A 19,139-nucleotide genomic window follows, 5' to 3' on the forward strand; every position below is an offset into this window, starting at 1 on the left:
TGTAAAAGTAATGAATACATCACGATCACAGTGCTACAAAACTGCCAAAACCCCATATATTTGCAGGTCAAAACACAAGCTTATGTCCTACGATTTTGTAAATGAATTGAGATGGAGAGGAATGATACATGATATCATGCCCGATACTGAAGAACTACTTAACAAGGAAACTGTTACTGGTTATATAGGCTTTGACCCTACTGCAGATTCTCTTCACATAGGAAGTCTAGTACAAATCATTTTACTCATGCACCTACAACGATCTGGTCACAGACCGGTTGCACTTGTAGGTGGAGCCACTGGTATGATAGGAGATCCAAGTGGTAAAAGCAGTGAGCGTAACTTACTTACCCAAGAGATTCTAGATAAAAATATAAAAGGTGTCAAAAACGTAATATCTAGATTTGTTGATTTTGAATCTGGTGATGAAAGTACTCGGGCTGTTCTAGTGAATAATTACGACTGGATGAAAGAATTTAGCCTGATCGATTTTGCTAGAGATATTGGTAAACACATTACTGTAAACTACATGATGGCCAAGGATAGCGTGAAAAAACGCTTTACGGGTGAAGTGGATGGCATGAGCTTTACAGAATTTACCTACCAGCTGTTTCAGGGATATGATTTCTTACATCTCTATGAAACAATGGGTTGTAAACTGCAAATAGGTGGTAGTGACCAATGGGGAAATATCACCACCGGTACAGAGTTAATACGACGTAAGACTGGTGGAAAAGCTTATGCACTTACTACTCCTTTAGTTACTAAGGCTGATGGTACGAAATTCGGTAAAACAGAATCGGGAAATATATGGTTAGATGCAGACAAAACAAGTGTTTATCAATTTTACCAATTCTGGTTTAATGCTACGGATGCCGATGCTGAAAACTGGATTAAAATTTTCACTTTTCTAGACAAGGAAACATGTGAACAATTAATCGAAGAACACAATCAGGATGCAGGCCGAAGATCTCTTCAAAAACGCCTAGCTGAAGAAGTAACCGTTATGGTCCATGGTAAAGAAGCTTATGAAACAGCTGTAGAAGCTTCACAAATTCTATTTAGTAAAACGGTGACACCAGAGCAATGGAACAAATTTGACAAAGCTACTTTACTCGAGATTTTTGAAGGTGTTCCACAAGTAGAAGTAGATCGCAAAGTGGTTGAAAATGGGATAGACCTAGTTCAATTCTTTGCAGAGACTACTGGATTCCTAAAATCTAATAGTGAAGTAAGAAGAGCTCTTAAAGAAAATAGTTTATCCATAAATAAAAATAAGATAACCGAGGAAAGAGCTATAAATGAAGACGATATTATTGCTGGTGACTTAATGCTTTTACAGCGAGGTAAGCGTAATAAGTTTCTAGTTATTTTAAAATAAAAACTTCTTTAACCCAATCAAAAAAAGCCTCTGAAATATCAGAGGCTTTTTTTATTTGAGAATTTTTAATCTCTTCTTCCTAAATATATAGACAAGAAGTATAAAAGTGTGGCGAGTGAACCTACAGCAGCAACCAGATAGGTACGTGCTGCCCATTTTAAGGCATCCTTGGCGCCTTCATGTTCTTCTCTAGTAAGCATATTGTTACCTTCTAACCAAGCTAGAGCACGATTACTAGCATCATACTCAACTGGCAAGGTGATAAAAGAAAATAAAGTTCCTGTAGCATACATTAGAATACCTATTAATAGTAGAGTATTTCCAAATTGAGTAGTCGCGGCAAGTGTGATCCCACCGATAATAACCCATTGTGAAAATCGTGATGCGATGCTTACTACAGGCACTAGTTTTGACCTCATTCCTAACCACGAGTAAGCTGTAGCATGTTGTATCGCATGGCCTACTTCATGAGCCGCAACAGCAGCAGCAGCAGCGTTACGTTGAGAGTACACTACGTCACTTAAATTAACAGTTTTATTCGCCGGATTGTAGTGATCTGTTAATTGACCTTTTACAGAAATTATTTTTACATCCGTTATGCCATTATCGTCTAGCATTTTTTGAGCTATTTCTGCCCCAGACATTCCATTACGTAAATGAATTTTTGAATAGTGCTTGAATTTAGATTTCAATTTATTACTTACATACATACTTACCAGCATTACCAATCCTCCGATAATGTAGTACCCCATTAAACCCATTCTTTTTATGTTTTAAATTATTAAATAAAAGTAGTTTTTTATTCTTAATTACAAGAACCGCACCATTATGAAATGATTATTTTTACCCTATAATTTGCCCTATGAAGGTTTTACATCTAGACGAGAACCACCCTATTTTGATTCAGAAGCTGTCTGATTTTGGATTTCAAAATGAATGTGATTTTAACTCTTCAAAAGAAGAAGTTGAAAAAACAGTTGAACAGTACGATGGATTAATCGTACGTAGTAGATTCCCTATTGATCAAACCTTTCTAAAGAAGGCCAAGAATCTAAAGTTTATAGGAAGAATAGGTGCTGGATTAGAAAATATAGATCTAGAAACCGCAAGCAAGTTGGGAATAGTATGCTATAACGCACCTGAAGGCAACCGCAATGCAGTAGGCGAGCACTCACTAGGAATGTTACTTGCCCTTTTTAATAAACTACATACAGCAGATCATGAGGTGCGCAACGGCCTTTGGCAAAGGGAAGAAAATCGCGGCATCGAGGTAGATGGAAAAACCATTGGATTAATAGGTTACGGGAATATGGGTAAAGCATTTGCCAAAAAACTTAAAGGGTTTGACTGCAAGGTGATTTTTCATGATTTAAAGTCAGGTTTACAAGATGAAAATGCCAGCCAGGTAACCCTTGAGGAATTACAGCAACAGGCAGATGTTCTCTCATTGCACACACCACAAACTGATCTAACGATAGGAATGGTGAATGAAGATTTTATTAACGCTTTCGCGAAAGCGTTCTATCTAATTAACACTGCAAGAGGAAAGGCGGTTGTCACTAAGGATTTAGTCACGGCCTTGAGGAATAAAAAGATATTAGGAGCTGGATTAGACGTACTAGAATTTGAAAAGAGTAGTTTTACATCGTTATTTGAAAATGATACCATGCCACAAGAGTTTAAAGAGCTTATAAGTATGAAAAATGTGATATTGAGTCCTCACGTGGCTGGATGGACGATTGAATCAAAGTATAAATTGGCAGAAGTTATTGCCGATAAAATCATTAAGAATCATGGCTAAAGTAACTGGATTAGGAGGAATATTTTTTGTTTGTAACGATCCTGAAAGAACAAAACAATGGTATCAAAAACATTTGGGATTAAATACTGATCAATATGGATGTACTTTTTTTATGTCAGAAGAAGTAAAAAGAGAACCCAAAGCTAGTCAACAGTGGAGTCCTTTTCCTGCAGATACTACTTACTACCCAAAAGAGCAAAAATTCATGATTAATTATCGTGTTGATAATCTTATAGAATTATTAGCAGACTTACAAAATTCTGGCATTCAACAAGAAGGAGATATGCAGGAATTTGATTACGGTAAATTTGCTTGGATCATAGATTGTGATGGTAGGAAAGTCGAATTGTGGGAACCTAAGCAAGAAGAATTATTTGAAAAACAGTAATATTGTAACATTAACAACCTTAATAACCAATAATTATGAGCGAGGAAAACAACCCCTTTGACAAGGCAAAAGAATCTGCATCGGATGCCTATGACAGCACAAAAGAAACATTTAATGAAGCCGCTGATGCTGCAAAAGAAAGTGCACGAGACTTTCAACGTGGCTTAAATGACACGGTAAACAATGGAGATAATAAAAAATTACTTGCAGGACTTCTAGGAATTTTCTTAGGTAGTTTTGGGGTACACAAGTTTATTCTAGGTTATCAAAAAGAAGGGTTCATTCTTGCTGGACTTACCGTGATAGGATGGATTACGACCTGTCTGTTTTTTGGTATATTCATAGTTATAGCTACTTATGCAGTAGGTTTAATAGAAGGTATTATTTACCTGACCAAGTCAGATGAAGAGTTCTACAACACTTATCAAGCAGGCAGAAAACCTTGGTTCTAACAAATAGAATCATTTCAATAAAAAACCGCCATTTTAAAGATGGCGGTTTTTTTTATTCAGAATAGGTAGATTTTGAATCTCCGTTTTTAAAATATTTAGACTCCATTTCTGCTTGAAATTCCTCCATCACAGGTTTAACTGTGCTTTCTGGCAAATCAGCAATTCGTATATACATAAGACCGTCAATAGCGTCATTAAATAAAGGATCTACATTAAAAGCTACGACCTTAGCATTTTGCTTTACATATTTTTTAATGAGTACTGGCAACCTTAATTCATTAGGCTCTAGCTCATCAATAAGCTTATCAAATTTATTTAAATCAGCCTGAGATTCGTCAAAAATGAAATCCTTATCAGCATCGGCCAGCTTAACTTTAAATTCTTTTTTAGGCTTTATATATTGTGCGATATAAGGATCGTAATAATTACTTCTCATAAATTCAATCATTAATGATTTTGAAAAATTTGAGAATTTATTGCTAATACTCACTCCGCCAATTAGGTACTTGTGCGACGGGAAACGTAGTGTACAATGCACAATTCCTTTCCATAATAAAAACAGTGGCATAGGCTTTTGTTGATAGTCCGATGTAATGAATGCTCGTCCCATCTCTATACTCTCGCTCATCATTTTATGTAACTCGTTGTCAAACCTGAAGAGCTCATTTAAGTAAAAACCTTCGATACCATATTTCTTGTAGATCTGTTGCCCCATTCCCATACGATAAGCACCAGCGATACATTTTGCATCCTTGTCCCAGAGAAACATTTGATGATAATAGGAATCGTATTTGTCTAAATCAATAGATTTATTCGTTCCTTCACCTATTTTTCTAAAAGTAATTTCACGCAGCCTACCAATTTCATGTAAAATCTTTGGAATAGATTTACTTTCAGCTAGAAATACCTCATAGTTTTTAGAGATCAATAACCTCTTGTCGTTCTCTCTTAGGTATTCGATTTCCTTTTCCATATCTTCAGGCTTAACGTGACCTACGATACGCTCAGGAGCTTTAGGAAGTTTTATGCTTTTAGGTAAATCAGTAAACTTTTTACCTGATTCATCGTATGCTCTAGAAAGCATGTATGTCTTTTTTCTAAGAAAATCAGTAAACTCTCCTAGATCGGTATACTCTTGCTGATGTTTTACGTGGATTGCGTTTCCTACTCGCACTTTAATAACTCTCTTTTTCTGAGTTAATAATTCACTAGGAAGCTTTGCCGTACGCAATGTGTCTGAAATCTTTGCAAGTCTATAGAATAACCTGCTGTTCTTTGCATGAAAATAGATTGGAATAACAGGTACTTGAGCACGATGTATGAGTTTCATTGCCGCCTCTTCCCATTCTTTATCTACCACCAATTTACCATCTCTATAAGTTGAAACCTCACCAGCAGGAAAAATCCCTAGAGGTTGATCTGCTTTTAAATGCCTGATGGCTTGCATAAAACCTGCTGTGCTGCTTTTTGCATCCTTATGATTTTCAAAAGGATTTACAGGCATTACATAGGGCTTTAAGGGCTCTATACGATGTAATAAAAAGTTTGCAACAATTTTAAAATCGGGTCTTCTATCTAGAAGTAATTTTAGTAATAATATACCGTCAATTCCACCCAAGGGATGATTGGAAATAGTTATAAACGGTCCTGTTTTTGGTATACGTCTTAAATCCTCTTCTGGAATCTCAAAGGAAATTTGTAAATCATCCAGTAAGGCATTCAAAAATTCTGAACCTTGCAGATGTTTAAATTTATCATACTTTCTATTTAAAGCAGAAAGTCTCAAGATTTTCATCAACGACCAACCGCCTAAAGTACCTAATGCACCGTATTTATCAATATTTATCGCTTTTGCGACCTCTTTGGCAGTTACAAGTCCCATAAAATAAAGTCCTGGTCAATTAATAGATTGACTCACAAATATACTATAAATGTTAAGTCACTATTGTTTAACGACAACCTGCAAGGTTTCTTGTGTGCGTTGTTTTAGTAATACCTGCTGCTCATTTTCAATACTAGCTACTTTTTCACCATTATAATGTCTAATCGTATGTAAAGCAACATTCTTTACCACACTTACGTCGTAACGTTCTTGTAATCTAGACAATAGAACATTAATTAGACTATATTTATCTTCAACACAAATTGAAAAACTTATTGCCGAATTTTGTAATAAACCTACCTGCATTTTAGCCTCGCTCAACTCGTGAAATATTTCCGAAATATTTCCTTCACCTATAAAGCTAAAATCTCTAGAAGAAACTCTTAAAAAAATCAAATTCTTACGAACGATATAGCAAGGAATTTCAGGTAATAAGGTATTTGAGTGAGTAATCGTTGACCCGTTTTCTTTAGGATTTAAAAAGGACTTCACATGTAGTGGTATACTCTTTCTTTGTAAAGGCTGTAAAGTTTTAGGATGGATGACACTCGCTCCATAAAATGCTAATTCAATTGCCTCATTGTATGGGATTTTTTCTAGCAAAACAGTGTCATGAAACACTCTAGGATCTGCGTTTAGAACACCAGGAACATCTTTCCATATAGTGACACTTTCGGCATCCAGACAATATGCAAGGATAGCAGCTGTATAATCGCTTCCTTCTCTACCTAGCGTGGTTGTAAAACCATTGTCATCGCTTCCTATAAATCCTTGAGTAAGGAACGAGGAGCCACTTATATTTTTAATAGCATTTTCTGTTTCCTGCCATTGCACTCCAGCATCCCGGTACTTAGTATCAGTTTTAATTAATTCTCTTGCATCCACCCATTGCACAGGAATGTTACAGGCGTTTAAAAAAGCTGCAACAATTTTAGTTGAAATAAGTTCTCCATGACTTACGACTTGATCGTATAAAAAAGTGTAGTTCTTTGTTTTATTACGTAACAACTCGCCCTTTAAAGCTTCAATAATTCCTTTAAGTATATTTTTTATTCCGCTTTCGCGAAAGCGTAATACCTCATCCTCATTTATGAAATCTGTAACCTCTTCTAACTCTACAATAACTTCATTATGTTGCTCGTAGAGTTTATCAATCAATTTTAGATAAGAATTATCATTTTTTTGATATTGTGCAAGTATTTCTTCAAGAGCGTTTGTTGTTTTACCCATTGCTGAAACTACCACTCCTAAATCACGAAATCCAGTAATACGCAATACGTTAACTACATTTCTTACACCATTTGCATCTTTAACCGATGCTCCACCAAATTTGAATATCCTCATTACTGTTTGTCAATATAAGCCGTTAAAGAACCGTGATCCATTTGAACAACTCGCCACTCGTCAAATACGGTTGCTCCAGTATTCTTGTAAAAATCAATAGCGTGTGTATTCCAATCCAGCACTACCCATTCTACTCGCCTTACACCCTTTTTTAACGCGTGTTTAAGAACTTCGTTATATAAGGCTTTTCCTAGACCAACTCCTCTCATTTTTTGAGTAACAATTAAATCTTCTAGATGAATGGTAACACCTTTCCATGTCGAAAATCTGGGGTAGCACAATGCCATTCCTTCAATATTACCTTTATATTCACCTACAAAGCAAGTAAAAAGAGGATTATTTCCTGTCCCGTTTTGAATTAAATCTTCTATTGAAATTTCAACTGCATCGGGCTCCTTTTCAAAAAGGGCTAATTCATTAATTAATTCAAGAACTCTAGAAAAATCTTGTTGGGTGGCCTGTCGAATGTTTATCATGGTTTTTTTGCTAAATTAAAGTCTAGTAGAGTATAATTCAAAAAAGTTAGCACTACATCGTTGTAGTTACCTGCATTTATTAAGATATTTGCAGCAACGATATAAAATATGGCTACCAAAAACCAATCCCTAGGAGAATTTATCATAGAACATCAAGCTGCATTTCCTTATAGTAGCGGTGAATTAAGTAGACTTATCAACTCGATAAGACTAGCAGCAAAGATGGTTAACCACGAGGTTAACAAGGCTGGTCTGGTAGACATTACTGGTAGTATAGGTGAAATCAATACCCAAGGTGAAGACCAACAAAAATTAGATGTTTTTGCAAACGATACTTTTATAAGGACATTGACTAACAGGCAAATCGTTTGTGGTATCGCAAGTGAAGAAAATGACGACTTTATAACTATTGAAGGTAACGATGGTAACCACGCAAGTAAATATGTGGTACTTATGGATCCACTTGATGGTAGTTCAAACATCGACGTAAATGTGTCAGTAGGAACTATCTTTTCCATCTACAGAAGAGTAACACCACCAGGAACACCAGTACAACTGGAAGATTTTCTTCAACCAGGTAATCAACAAGTTGCAGCTGGATACATTATATACGGAACATCTACAATGCTAGTTTACACTACAGGTCATGGTGTAAATGGATTTACTCTAAACCCAGCGCTGGGAACCTATTACCTTTCACACCCTAACATGCAATTTCCAGAAGATGGAAGAATTTACAGTGTCAATGAAGGTAATTATGTGCATTTTCCACAAGGGATTAAAGATTACATAAAATACTGCCAAAAGGAAGAAGGAGATCGACCTTACACTAGTAGATATATAGGAAGTCTTGTAAGTGATATTCATCGTAACATGATAAAAGGCGGTATTTATATGTACCCTAAAAGCAGCAAGGCAAGTAATGGAAAACTACGCCTTCTCTATGAGTGCAATCCCATGGCATTTATTGCCGAACAAGCTGGAGGAAAAGCCAGCGATGGCCACACAAGAATCTTAGATCTTAAACCAGAAGAACTTCATCAAAGGGTACCATTTATTTGCGGAAGCAAAAACATGGTTGAAAAGGCTGAGCAGTTTATTCAAAGAATACCATAATTTAATAAAAAATGGTATTTTAGCTATTTGAAAATGTATTGAGATGGCCCAACCTGAAAAAAACACCCCTAATGAAGCTGTTGTTGATAGTAATTCAAAATTAGAGGCTATAAAAAACCTCATTTTTGGAGAAAATATACAACAATATGATTCTGAATTTGAACTACTTAAAAAAGATCTTCAGAAAAAAAAGCAGGAACTTCAAGATTTAATCGACGATGCTAGAGAAGAGCTATCAAAAAGTATTGATAGTTTGTCAACTGATTTAAACATTCGTCTTACTGATCTTGAAAGCAAGATGGAAGACCGACTAGACGAGCTAGATGATGCTAAAACAAGTCGAAAAATGCTTGGAGATTCATTAATAGAACTTGGGGAGAAAATTAAAGCCCAGTAAAAGGTTCCTTGATGAATACCGATGAGAAATTAGAACTACTAAAATCTCTCTTACTTACTGACGAACGTGAATATGCACAGAGCATTTCTGTAAAAATCAGTAAGCTGGAAGAAACTTTGCGTGAACGTGCTAAACTTTCAGAAAAGGTATCTCCAATAATACAAGACGAATTACTAGAATTTACCGAACGTATTCCTCAAGAATTAGGACCAATTATTACCGAGACTTTAAAAACTCAAATCGCCGAATCAAAAGATCAAGTAGTTGAAGCCCTATACCCAATTATGGGGCAAATGATAAAAAAATATATCGCACAAGAAATTAAAATTTTATCTGAGCGTATAGAACAAACTACTCAGGACGTATTTTCAGTTCAAACCATTAAAAGAAAAATAAAGAGTATGTTCACAGGTGTCAAGGAAGAAGAACTTATCATAAGCGATCTTGCCGAGGCAGAATTAGAACAAGTTTTTATAATTGAAAAAGGCTCCGGAATATTATTAGGAAGTTATCAAATTAAAGCAACCCTGGATGAAGATATGATTAGTGGTATGTTAACAGCAATTAAAGCATTTGTAGAAGATGCTTTTAAAACATCCACCCGTAATTTACAGTCTATAGAATATGATTTATATGAAATTCATCTACATAGTTTTCACCAATACTACATAGCAAGTGCGATAAGCGGTACATTTACTGAAAACTTGCAAAATAAATTAGAAGACCATAATTTAAAGGTCAGTCAAAACATTAATAAAAATAAACTTATTTCAAAAAGAGAAGAATTACAGCAATTTCTCATAAAGCAATATTCCCAATTTGAATTAGGAAATTAATATGGTATCAAAAAAGATTGTAATAGTAGGAAGTTTTGGAGTTGGTAAAACATCCCTGATAAGAAGGTTTGTAGAAGATCAGTTTTCTGAGGACTATAAAGTTACTATAGGTGTCCATATCATGAAAAAACAACTTAATTTAAATGATAATGATGTTAATCTTATCATTTGGGATACAGAAGGAACAGATGATATTGAAGAAGTGAGACCTGCATACCTGCTTGGAACTCATGGGTTTATATATGTAGCAGATATTAGTAGACCAAAAACTTTTAGTAAAGTTGATGAACATTTAAACTTTCTTCAAAATAAATATCAAAAAACCCCTATCTTAAAGGTCGGAAATAAGTCTGACCTAATCCCTAAAGGTATGATGGCCGAAAAGAAAGATGAATTTGATTTTTTAGATATATTGGTAAGTGCCAAAGAAGGTAATAATGTGCAGCGCATGTTTGAAAGAATCACAAAAATGATGCTTACATGACACCGCACCTAGACATCAATCCCCAAAATTCTCAAATAATTGTCCTTGATGAGAACTTTCAAGTAATTTCATCAAACGATATTATTTTTAATCTAAAGGAAGGAAGTAGCATAGAGCAATTCCATCCTTTTTTTACACAGGTTGATTTGTACTTTGAATCAGAGGAAAAAAAACTAAACTGTGTTGAAATACATGACAAGCTCTTAGACATAAGCTTCAGTAAGAATGCTTCAAATAGAACGATTCAGCTTGTAGATAACAGCGTATTTTATTCTAGACTACAAGAAATTGCTCAAAAAAGAAATGAGTCTTACATATTCAATGAAGTTCTAGAACTTAAAAATGATATGTTAGAGGAGGCTGCCTCCTTCAAAAACAAATTTATTTCAAACTTTTCTCACGAGATGAAGTCACCGCTTACACTAATAAGTGCGTTCTCATCTATGCTAGTGAAAAGTGATTTGCCGCTAGAGCAAAATAAGCTTGTAGAAGCTATCTATGAACAAAGTGAAAACTTAAAGAAGATTCTTGAAGATATTATTGAGTTGTCTTTTCTTAAAAGAAATCAGATTGAGCTCAATCCAGAAACAATCAATTTTATAGAATATCTTGAGAATTTTAAGTTTAAATACACAACCAAAGCATCTAATTTAGGATTTTCATTTTCCTTAAAAATAGGTTCTCAAGTACCTGAATACATTGAAATAGATAAGCGTAGGTTAGATCAAATATTGATAAACCTTATAGAAAACGCGATCTATTTTAATAATGGAGAAAACATAGTTTTAACCGTTAAAGAAAATCAACGACGTGCTAGTAAAGCAAGTCTGCGATTTAAAATTTCTGGAGAAGGTGTTATTCCAGAAACAGTAGCGTCTAATAATCTTCCTGAACTCTCTAGTGACATTCAGATTAAAGGTTTAGGATTCTCAATAGCCAAAGAACTTCTAGATGTTTACAGTGGAAGTCTATATATCGAAAAAGACGAATCAGGCAATAGTGTACAAGTAGCAAATTTGAGAGTGAAAGTTCCTTTGAATGTTGATATTCCTAAAGCAGCTCCAACTGAATCTCCAACAAAGCCCATGTTTTCTGAAAAAGCAAAAATTATTATTGCAGAGGACAACGGAATTACACAATACACAGCCATTAAAGTTCTTGTAAATGAAAAGAACTTTAATACAATAGTATTTTCTGATCCTAGAGATTTATTAAACGCAGTTGAAAACAAGGACTATGACCTTATTTTAATGTCATCAAGTCTATCTCAAGTGGACGCGATTGAACTCCTTAACATGATTAAAGAGTTTGCAAATGATCACAATAAAAAAATCCCGGTAATCGCTCTTACGACAGAATCTGACAAAAAGCGAATATCGGAATTTAAGAAATCTGGATTCAAACAAGTGGTTCAAAAACCATATACTGACGACGAATTATTAGAATCCGTATACAGCAACTTGAAGATCAAAAAATTTATTTAGACTACTTGTCTTTATTTAAAAGGTATCGATAATCTTCAAGAGCTAGATGTCCTGAGAAAATTTCGATACTGCGCTTTACTAGATATTCAGCATCGGCATCATTGTATCCTATGGCTGTTGCATATCTTTTTAGTAATCTGTGCTCATCCTCGTCCATACTATGATCGGCAAAGACAACTTTAAAAAGATCGTGTAACCATTGAATACGCTCCTCATTTGTAGTAGGCGGATTAATTGGGTATTTAGACGGATTTTTTATAATAGCCTCAAAATCAGAATCTGCTATACTCAATTTAGTTTTAATACGTCCCAGTATAACTAATTCCTCATCAGAGATTACACCGTTTGTAATTGCAATATTTACTAATGAAGCTAAATGGCTTTTATTTCTAGTAGATTCTCCTGATTCAAATAAACTTGAAAATGACATAGATTAAATTTAGGCTACAAATATACTTATATCTTAAACTCTAGAAATAAGATTTTTTAGGAAGATGAGCTATCATTTCCTTAACCATATTTTCTAAATCAAAATGGTGTTCCCAGCCCCAATCTTCACGCGCCTCTTTATCATTTATTGATGCTGGCCAGCTATCAGCAATGGATTGTCTGAAATCAGGTTCGTACGCTATTTCAAATTCTGAAATATGTTTCTTAATTTCTTGAGCAATTTGTTGTGGAGTAAAACTCATTGCGCTCAAATTGTAACTTGAACGGTCCTTAATTTTATCACCAGGCACATGCATTATATCAACTGTCGCTTTGATAGCGTCATCCATATACATCATAGGTAGTGCAGTATCTTCTTTTAAAAAGCACGTATATTCTCCTTTGTTGATGGCATCATGAAAAATTTCAATGGCATAATCGGTAGTTCCTCCACCAGGCATTGTCTTCCAGGATATTAATCCTGGGTAACGTATGGATCTAACATCTACACCATATTTGTTGTGATAGTATTCGCACCAGCGTTCCCCAGTTTGTTTACTTATACCATATACAGTACTAGGTTCCATTACTGTTTTTTGCGGTGTATTGTCCTTTGGTGTAGTAGGTCCAAAAACAGCTATACTACTAGGCCAAAAGATTTTCTCTATTTTACCTTCTTTACCTAGATCTAGGACATTAAATAAACTATCCATATTTAGATTCCAGGCTTTAGAAGGGTATTTTTCGGCAGTTGCACTTAACATTGCGGCCATTAAATAGACATCTGTTACTTCATAATGTGCACAAATATCCTCTACCGCATCAGCATCGGTAGCATCAAGAACTTCAAAAGGACCTGCCTCCATCATTTCTTTATCTCCTTCTCTTATATCGCTTGCTATTACCGCTTCAGCACCGTGCAGTTCACGTAGTTTTGCCGTTAACTCACTACCTATTTGACCACAGGCTCCTATTACTAAAATCTTTGTTGCCATGAATTATAACGTTTGCGCAAATATAATTGCACCAGCTTATCAGATTACTTAACGAATAGGTAAATAAATAAGAAATTATCAATCTTATGTAAGAATTAATTCCGCTTTCGCGAAAGCGAAGTAGAAAAAGCTCTATTTTTTAACAAAACATCTAATAATAACCAAACAGAAATACAAACTATGTTAACTATTAACACAATTTAATTAAAAACCGAAATGCATTATTATTTCATTATATAAAATAATTGAGATGAGACTGTACTTTTATTTCAAACAAAAAATAATATTATGAAAAAGATTGGAATAAGTTTAATAGTAGCTGCTGCCATGGTTGCTTGTAATAATGAAAAGAAAAACACGGAAGAACTAGTAGAAGATGCTGGTAATGAAATGCAACAAGCTTACAATGATATAGGAGATGTATCAAGAGAATACGTAAGCTATACAGAGAATGAGGCAGAAAGCATGGCCCAAGACATGAAAACAAATGTCCAAGTTATGGACGATGGGAGCGTGAATATTTCAAATTTTACAGCCTATGGAGAATTACAAAATCAGGTAAAAAACCTATCAACATCACCTAATGTACGTGATGAAATGAATAGTGAAAATGCATATCAAGCATTTCAAACCTTTGTAGAAGAAATGCCAGCTTACTTGAAAACTAATGTTATCATGAAAGAAGTTGATGACGTCGAGAAAGCAATGAAAAAATTAGTTGCAGATCTTGAGGATGAATCAACAAAAGAAAGTACAATTAAAGATCACATCGAGGATATTCAAGAAGCTGTAGAGGATTTAAATGATGAAATTGTAGATGCCAGATTAAGATTTGACGGTTATGAGGATGAAGAACTTGCAAACTATGCAGACTTTGTGAGTAATGTAAACTATGATGATGAAGGTATAATAACGATTGTAGATTTTAATGATTACGAGACTGTGAAAACGGACCGTATGAATATGATGAATGCACAAGAAGACCAAAAAATTACTTATGCTCAAACACTAGTTACGGATTTTAATTCTATGCTTAACAACATGCCTGAGTACTTAAAAGTAGATGATGTAATGGATGCTGTAGAAGATGTTCAAAAAGAAATGAAAGAATATCAAGATGAAAAAGCCACATCTACTTTAGATGAAAATCTTGAAAATTTAGAAGAAATCGATGAGGCTCTTTATGACTTAAACAAAGAAATGTTGAAAGCTCGTAAAAAGTATGACGAGAATCGTAGAGATGCTATTGAAGAATACCTAGAGGAATTGAACGACACTGATGAACCTATGTCACAAAGGTTGAAAGAAGCTCGTGAAGAGTATAATGAAGAAATGAATGACTAATTAATTAGTGGGAAGCAATGTAAAACCGCACTTTATTGTGCGGTTTTTTTATTCTAGCAATATTAGCATCTTTGTAATAATGAAAGGCTTTCCTATACTACTAATATTTTTTGTTCTATTTTCTTGTAAAAAGGAAGAACAAGCAGTCGCAGTTACCAAAACAGACCCTAACACTTTGACTTTTGCGCAAAGTAAAATGCAACTTATTGGTAAAGCACAACAAGAAGTTATCGCTTGGTCTAATTATGAAAGATTTAAAAATCTATTAGAAAATCTAGACCATACACCTGTAGCAGCTCAAAATTTATATGATGCAGCCCAGGACCTTTCAAAAGATATACCAGAAGAGTTAAACAGTCAGGAAGTAGTTAGCAGAATTAAACTAGTTATTACTCGTGCAGGTATTTACAATAGTTATATAAACTATTCCAACGTGGATGATAATATTCTAGTTAAAAAACACGCTGACCTAATTGAATCATGGGATATGTTAACCATAATCATAAATGAAAAAATAAACATTTATGATAAAATAAAACAAGAAACGCTAGAAGACTTGAAAATCATAAATCAAGCAAAACAACCGGGAACAGATTCACTTGACAATAATCTACCAGGATAAATAACATCTACCAGCCCGGCTTTAAATGAAAATAACATGAGCAGGGAACCTTTATTAAAATTTACAGAACGCGGCATATATTGCTCTGCGGCAAATGTGTATCTAGACCCATGGAAACCTGTTGACAAGGCTTTAATCACACATGGTCATGCAGATCATTCAAGATGGGGAAATAAAAAGTATATTACTCATTTAGATAACTTACCGATTATCAAACATCGCTTGGGAGAAATTAATGCAAGTGGTGTTAATTACGACGAGTCATTTAATATAAATGGTGTTACCTTTTCCTTTCATCCTGCTGGCCATATTCCTGGCTCATCCCAAATAAGAGTTGAACACAAAGGCGAAGTATGGGTTTTTACTGGTGATTATAAAACAGAAAATGATGGTATTTCCGTGCCATATGAGCCCATTCGTTGCAACACTTTTATAACGGAATGCACCTTTGGATTACCAGCATTTAAATGGCGTGATCAAAAAGATGTTATGCATGACATCAATATTTGGTGTTCTCAAAATAACGAAGAAGGTAAAACATCAGTTCTATTTGCTTATTCTTTAGGCAAAGCTCAAAGACTCATTAAGCATCTAGACACTTCTCAAATGAAAATTTATTGTCATGGTGCTGTTTTCAAAATGACAGAAGTTCTTAAAGAGTTAATCAACTTTCCTGATTTCAATCTAATTACCAGAGAAACAAAAAAAGAGGAACTTATAGGAAATATTGTCATTGCTCCACCTAGTGCTCATGGGTCATCATGGATGAGAAAATTAGTCCCGTATGCAACTGCAAGTGCTAGTGGATGGATGACATTCAGAGGAGCGAGAAGAAGAAGAGCTATAGATAAAGGTTTTGTACTTTCTGATCATTGTGATTGGGATGGATTGCTATCCTCTATTGAAGCTACTAGGTGTGAAAATGTAATAACAACGCACGGTTATCAAGAGATTTTTGCTAGATACTTAAGAGAAGAAAAAGGGTTGAACGCAATTTCAGAACGCACTCAGTATGAAGGAGAAAACCTTAATGAACAAGAGGATTTATCCACTAATACGAGTAACACATGAAACAGTTTGCCGAACTCATAAGAACCATAGACGGAACTAATAAGACTAATCTTAAAGTTCAAGCGCTCACCGAATATTTTAAAAATGCTCCAGAGCAAGATAAACTATGGACTATTGCTATTCTTTCTCACAGAAGACCTAAAAGACCGGTAAACACAACTCAGTTAAGAGAATGGGCTACAGAAATAAGCGGTATCCCTAGCTGGTTATTTGAAGAGTCCTACCACATCGTAGGTGACCTAGCCGAAACCATCGCCCTCATTTTACCTAGTTCAAACAATAGCACTGACAAAAGCTTATCTACTGTAATCGAAGAACTAATCGAATTGAGAAAAAAAACCGATGATGAAAAAAAAGCTTATTTAAAAGAAAACTGGCTAGGCCTTAATTATTATGAACGATTTGTTTTTAACAAGATAATGACCGGTGGTTTTAGAATCGGAGTCTCACAAAAATTGATGACAAGAGCTCTTTCAAATGCCACAAATATTGACAAGGATATTCTTGCTCATAAATTAATGGGCAGTTGGACAGGAGAAAATACCACCTACAATGAATTGATTTTTGAGGACAATGAAGTAGCTAGAAGAGGAAAACCTTATCCTTTCTATCTAGCTTATGCAATTGAAGGTAATATTGAGGACCTAGGAGATGTTTCCCAATGGAGTGCCGAGCATAAATGGGATGGAATAAGATCCCAAACCATTTTACGTAGCAACGAAATTTTTATTTGGTCACGAGGTGAAGAATTAGTGACGGATAAATATCCCGAATTTCAATCCTTCCTAAAATACATTCCCAACGGGACAGTTATCGATGGTGAGATTTTACCTTATAAAAATGGAGAAATACTAAACTTTAACGACCTGCAAACAAGGATTGGACGTAAAACTATAGGTAAAAAATTGTTACAAGATGTTCCCGTTGTCATAGTTGCCTATGACCTACTAGAATGGCAAGGTAAAGACATTAGAAATCTTCCATTTGAGGAACGTCGCGCCCTTTTAGACCAACTTGTTTTAGACACTAGAACAAAGGCTAGTATACAGGAACCTGATTCTGATTTTCCTTTATTACTTTCTGAAACTATGAGCTTTTCAACTTGGGATGAAATGGGTGAAGAGCGTGCGCTTTCGCGAAAGCGAAAAAGTGAAGGTCTTATGATTAAACATAAAAAAAGTCCTTATCAAGTAGGCCGAAAAAAAGGTGATTGGTGGAAATGGAAAACTGACCCTTATAGTATTGACGCTGTTCTCACATATGCGATGCGAGGACATGGTAGGCGTGCAAACCTGTTTACAGACTACACCTTTGCTCTTTGGGATAATGGTGAATTAGTCACTTTTGCCAAGGCCTACTCTGGCCTTACGGATGCCGAGTTTAGAAAGGTAGACGCTTGGATTAAGAAAAACACATTAGAACGATTTGGTCCAGTGCGCAGTGTAACGCCGCATCATGTTTTTGAAATTGCTTTTGAAGGAATCGCTCCTAGTAAAAGACATAAATCGGGTGTAGCTACAAGGTTTCCTAGGATTTTACGATGGCGACATGACAAAACCATTGACCAAGCAAACACGATCGAAGACCTCAAAGCTCTTATCCCAAAAGAAGGAGATTTGATTTAACTTACTCTACCCATAAGTTTTAGACTGAAATTGGTGAGTTCCTCTTTTGCTTGTTCTGGAATATCAAGACCTTTAATATCTTGTAAAGCCTTTTCAGTGTAGGATTTTATAGCCTCTAGAGTGGCTTGCGCTCCACCACTTTTTTCAAAATGAACCTTAACTTGTTCTTTTTTATCATCGATCTCATCCATGGTCATGTCTAGATGATTAACAGCAAACCATGTTTTTAAATCGTGAGTATGCTCTAGGTTCTCTATACTTTTTAAGTATAGATACGTCTTTTTATTCTCACGTATATCACCACCAACTTCTTTCCCAAAAGTTGCTGGATCACCAAATGCGTCTAGATAATCATCCATTAATTGAAAAGCTAATCCTAGGTTTATTCCATAGTTGTAAACCTTTTGTTGTTCCTCTTCATTTTTGCCAGCGATAATAGCTCCCATTTGTAACGCACATCCTACTAGAACTGATGTTTTTAACTTAATCATGTTCATGTATTCGGCAATCGTAACATCATCCCTACTCTCAAAATCCACATCAAATTGTTGACCTTCACAAACCTCTAGTGCGGTTTGAGAGAATAATGTAGTGAGTTGCTTAAAAGTACCTGCATCGTACTCATCAAATAGTTGATAAGCTATAATTAACATGGCATCACCACTTAAAATACCTGTGTTTTCATCCCATTTTTTATGAACAGTAGGATTACCACGTCTTAAATCTGCCTGATCCATTATATCATCGTGTAACAAGGTAAAATTATGAAACACCTCAACAGCCAGTGCCGCATTAAGAGCCTTCTCAATACTCTCACCATACATTTGTGCACTTAATAAGGTGAGCAATGGTCTTAATCGCTTTCCTCCTAAATCTAGAATGTAGTGAACAGGATCGTACAATCCTTTAGGCTCGTTATGATTTATGGTTGATTTTAAATGTTTTAGAAAAACTTCTCTTAACTGTTCTAGTGATTTCATGCTGTAAAAATAAGACAGACCGGCAAGTAGTC

20 protein-coding genes are annotated in these 19,139 nt (G+C 35.1%); 13 read left to right on the forward strand and 7 right to left on the reverse strand.

Annotated features, from left to right (window positions below; genetic code table 11):
• The first annotated feature begins 82 nt into the window (after positions 1-82).
• The gene (gene tyrS / locus I5168_RS02490; RefSeq protein WP_431472342.1) at positions 83-1,381 is read left to right on the forward strand and encodes a tyrosine--tRNA ligase; all 1,299 of its coding nucleotides are present in this window, start codon (positions 83-85) and stop codon (positions 1,379-1,381) included.
• Between the two features lie 65 nt (positions 1,382-1,446).
• Here tyrS and I5168_RS02495 read toward each other — a convergent pair whose 3' ends face one another.
• Positions 1,447-2,142, reverse strand: a complete 696-nt coding sequence (locus I5168_RS02495; protein WP_042276208.1) for a zinc metallopeptidase — start codon at positions 2,140-2,142, stop codon at positions 1,447-1,449.
• A gap of 101 nt (positions 2,143-2,243) precedes the next feature.
• Here I5168_RS02495 and I5168_RS02500 point away from each other — a divergent pair, with 101 nt between their 5' ends.
• Genes I5168_RS02500 through I5168_RS02510 form a run of 3 tightly spaced genes read left to right on the forward strand, consistent with a single transcriptional unit; the run spans position 2,244 to position 4,022 of the window.
• On the forward strand, positions 2,244-3,182 hold the full coding sequence (locus I5168_RS02500) for a 2-hydroxyacid dehydrogenase (RefSeq protein WP_431472343.1): 939 nt from the start codon (positions 2,244-2,246) through the stop codon (positions 3,180-3,182).
• Positions 3,175-3,570 carry a VOC family protein gene (locus I5168_RS02505; RefSeq protein WP_308736853.1) on the forward strand — a complete coding sequence of 132 codons (396 nt, stop codon included), beginning with the start codon at positions 3,175-3,177 and terminating at the stop codon, positions 3,568-3,570. Before I5168_RS02500 ends, I5168_RS02505 begins: the two co-directional genes overlap by 8 nt.
• Before the next feature lie 35 nt (positions 3,571-3,605).
• Entirely contained in the window at positions 3,606-4,022 is a 417-nt protein-coding gene (locus I5168_RS02510; protein WP_431472344.1) for a TM2 domain-containing protein, read from the forward strand.
• 52 nt (positions 4,023-4,074) lie between these two features.
• On the opposite strand, the gene I5168_RS02515 is transcribed toward I5168_RS02510, so the two are convergent.
• From I5168_RS02515 to I5168_RS02525, 3 genes are read right to left on the reverse strand one after another with little or no spacing between them, the layout of a single operon-like run.
• Complete coding sequence (locus I5168_RS02515) at positions 4,075-5,904, reverse strand: GNAT family N-acyltransferase (RefSeq protein WP_060523295.1); 1,830 nt, start codon at positions 5,902-5,904, stop codon at positions 4,075-4,077.
• A 60-nt stretch (positions 5,905-5,964) separates the two neighbouring features.
• Positions 5,965-7,248, reverse strand: a complete 1,284-nt coding sequence (locus tag I5168_RS02520; protein ID WP_431472345.1) for an aspartate kinase — start codon at positions 7,246-7,248, stop codon at positions 5,965-5,967.
• Positions 7,248-7,724: an N-acetyltransferase family protein gene (locus tag I5168_RS02525; RefSeq protein WP_431472346.1), complete on the reverse strand. Its 477-nt coding sequence runs from the start codon at positions 7,722-7,724 to the stop codon at positions 7,248-7,250. Before I5168_RS02525 ends, I5168_RS02520 begins: the two co-directional genes overlap by 1 nt.
• Before the next feature lie 108 nt (positions 7,725-7,832).
• Between I5168_RS02525 and fbp the strand changes: the two genes are divergently transcribed.
• The 5 genes from fbp to I5168_RS02550 are packed head-to-tail and all read left to right on the forward strand — an operon-like array spanning position 7,833 to position 12,041.
• Positions 7,833-8,840, forward strand: coding sequence for a class 1 fructose-bisphosphatase (gene fbp, locus I5168_RS02530; RefSeq protein WP_085775611.1), 1,008 nt, complete (start codon positions 7,833-7,835; stop codon positions 8,838-8,840).
• A gap of 43 nt (positions 8,841-8,883) precedes the next feature.
• Positions 8,884-9,237, forward strand: a complete 354-nt coding sequence (locus tag I5168_RS02535; protein WP_042276221.1) for a hypothetical protein — start codon at positions 8,884-8,886, stop codon at positions 9,235-9,237.
• An 11-nt stretch (positions 9,238-9,248) separates the two neighbouring features.
• A complete protein-coding gene (locus I5168_RS02540) occupies positions 9,249-10,073 on the forward strand; it encodes a cell envelope biogenesis protein OmpA (protein ID WP_085775610.1) in 825 nt (274 codons plus the stop codon).
• A gap of 1 nt (position 10,074) precedes the next feature.
• Positions 10,075-10,557: a Rab family GTPase gene (locus I5168_RS02545; RefSeq protein ID WP_042276225.1), complete on the forward strand. Its 483-nt coding sequence runs from the start codon at positions 10,075-10,077 to the stop codon at positions 10,555-10,557.
• Complete coding sequence (locus tag I5168_RS02550) at positions 10,554-12,041, forward strand: hybrid sensor histidine kinase/response regulator (RefSeq protein ID WP_431472347.1); 1,488 nt, start codon at positions 10,554-10,556, stop codon at positions 12,039-12,041. Before I5168_RS02545 ends, I5168_RS02550 begins: the two co-directional genes overlap by 4 nt.
• Before the next feature lies 1 nt (position 12,042).
• Here the strand turns inward: I5168_RS02550 and I5168_RS02555 are convergent, their stop codons facing one another.
• Positions 12,043-12,471 carry a TerB family tellurite resistance protein gene (locus tag I5168_RS02555; protein ID WP_431472348.1) on the reverse strand — a complete coding sequence of 143 codons (429 nt, stop codon included), beginning with the start codon at positions 12,469-12,471 and terminating at the stop codon, positions 12,043-12,045.
• 40 nt (positions 12,472-12,511) lie between these two features.
• Entirely contained in the window at positions 12,512-13,465 is a 954-nt protein-coding gene (locus I5168_RS02560) for an NAD-dependent epimerase/dehydratase family protein (RefSeq protein WP_042276231.1), read from the reverse strand.
• A 288-nt stretch (positions 13,466-13,753) separates the two neighbouring features.
• Here I5168_RS02560 and I5168_RS02565 point away from each other — a divergent pair, with 288 nt between their 5' ends.
• The 4 genes from I5168_RS02565 to I5168_RS02580 all read left to right on the forward strand — a co-directional run bounded on the left by I5168_RS02565 (position 13,754) and on the right by I5168_RS02580 (position 18,127).
• On the forward strand, positions 13,754-14,809 hold the full coding sequence (locus I5168_RS02565; protein ID WP_431472349.1) for a hypothetical protein: 1,056 nt from the start codon (positions 13,754-13,756) through the stop codon (positions 14,807-14,809).
• Positions 14,810-14,888: 79 nt separating this feature from the next.
• Positions 14,889-15,431 carry a hypothetical protein gene (locus I5168_RS02570; RefSeq protein WP_105018176.1) on the forward strand — a complete coding sequence of 181 codons (543 nt, stop codon included), beginning with the start codon at positions 14,889-14,891 and terminating at the stop codon, positions 15,429-15,431.
• 36 nt (positions 15,432-15,467) lie between these two features.
• Positions 15,468-16,502, forward strand: coding sequence for a ligase-associated DNA damage response exonuclease (locus I5168_RS02575; protein WP_105018175.1), 1,035 nt, complete (start codon positions 15,468-15,470; stop codon positions 16,500-16,502).
• Entirely contained in the window at positions 16,499-18,127 is a 1,629-nt protein-coding gene (locus I5168_RS02580) for an ATP-dependent DNA ligase (protein WP_105018174.1), read from the forward strand. Before I5168_RS02575 ends, I5168_RS02580 begins: the two co-directional genes overlap by 4 nt.
• Here the strand turns inward: I5168_RS02580 and I5168_RS02585 are convergent.
• Positions 18,124-19,107: a polyprenyl synthetase family protein gene (locus I5168_RS02585; protein ID WP_105018173.1), complete on the reverse strand. Its 984-nt coding sequence runs from the start codon at positions 19,105-19,107 to the stop codon at positions 18,124-18,126. The two genes, I5168_RS02580 and I5168_RS02585, sit on opposite strands and share 4 nt — an antisense overlap.
• Positions 19,108-19,139: the final 32 nt, after the last annotated feature.

Source organism: Nonlabens sp. SCSIO 43208, assembly GCF_050703575.1.
Lineage (GTDB): Bacteria > Bacteroidota > Bacteroidia > Flavobacteriales > Flavobacteriaceae > Nonlabens > Nonlabens tegetincola.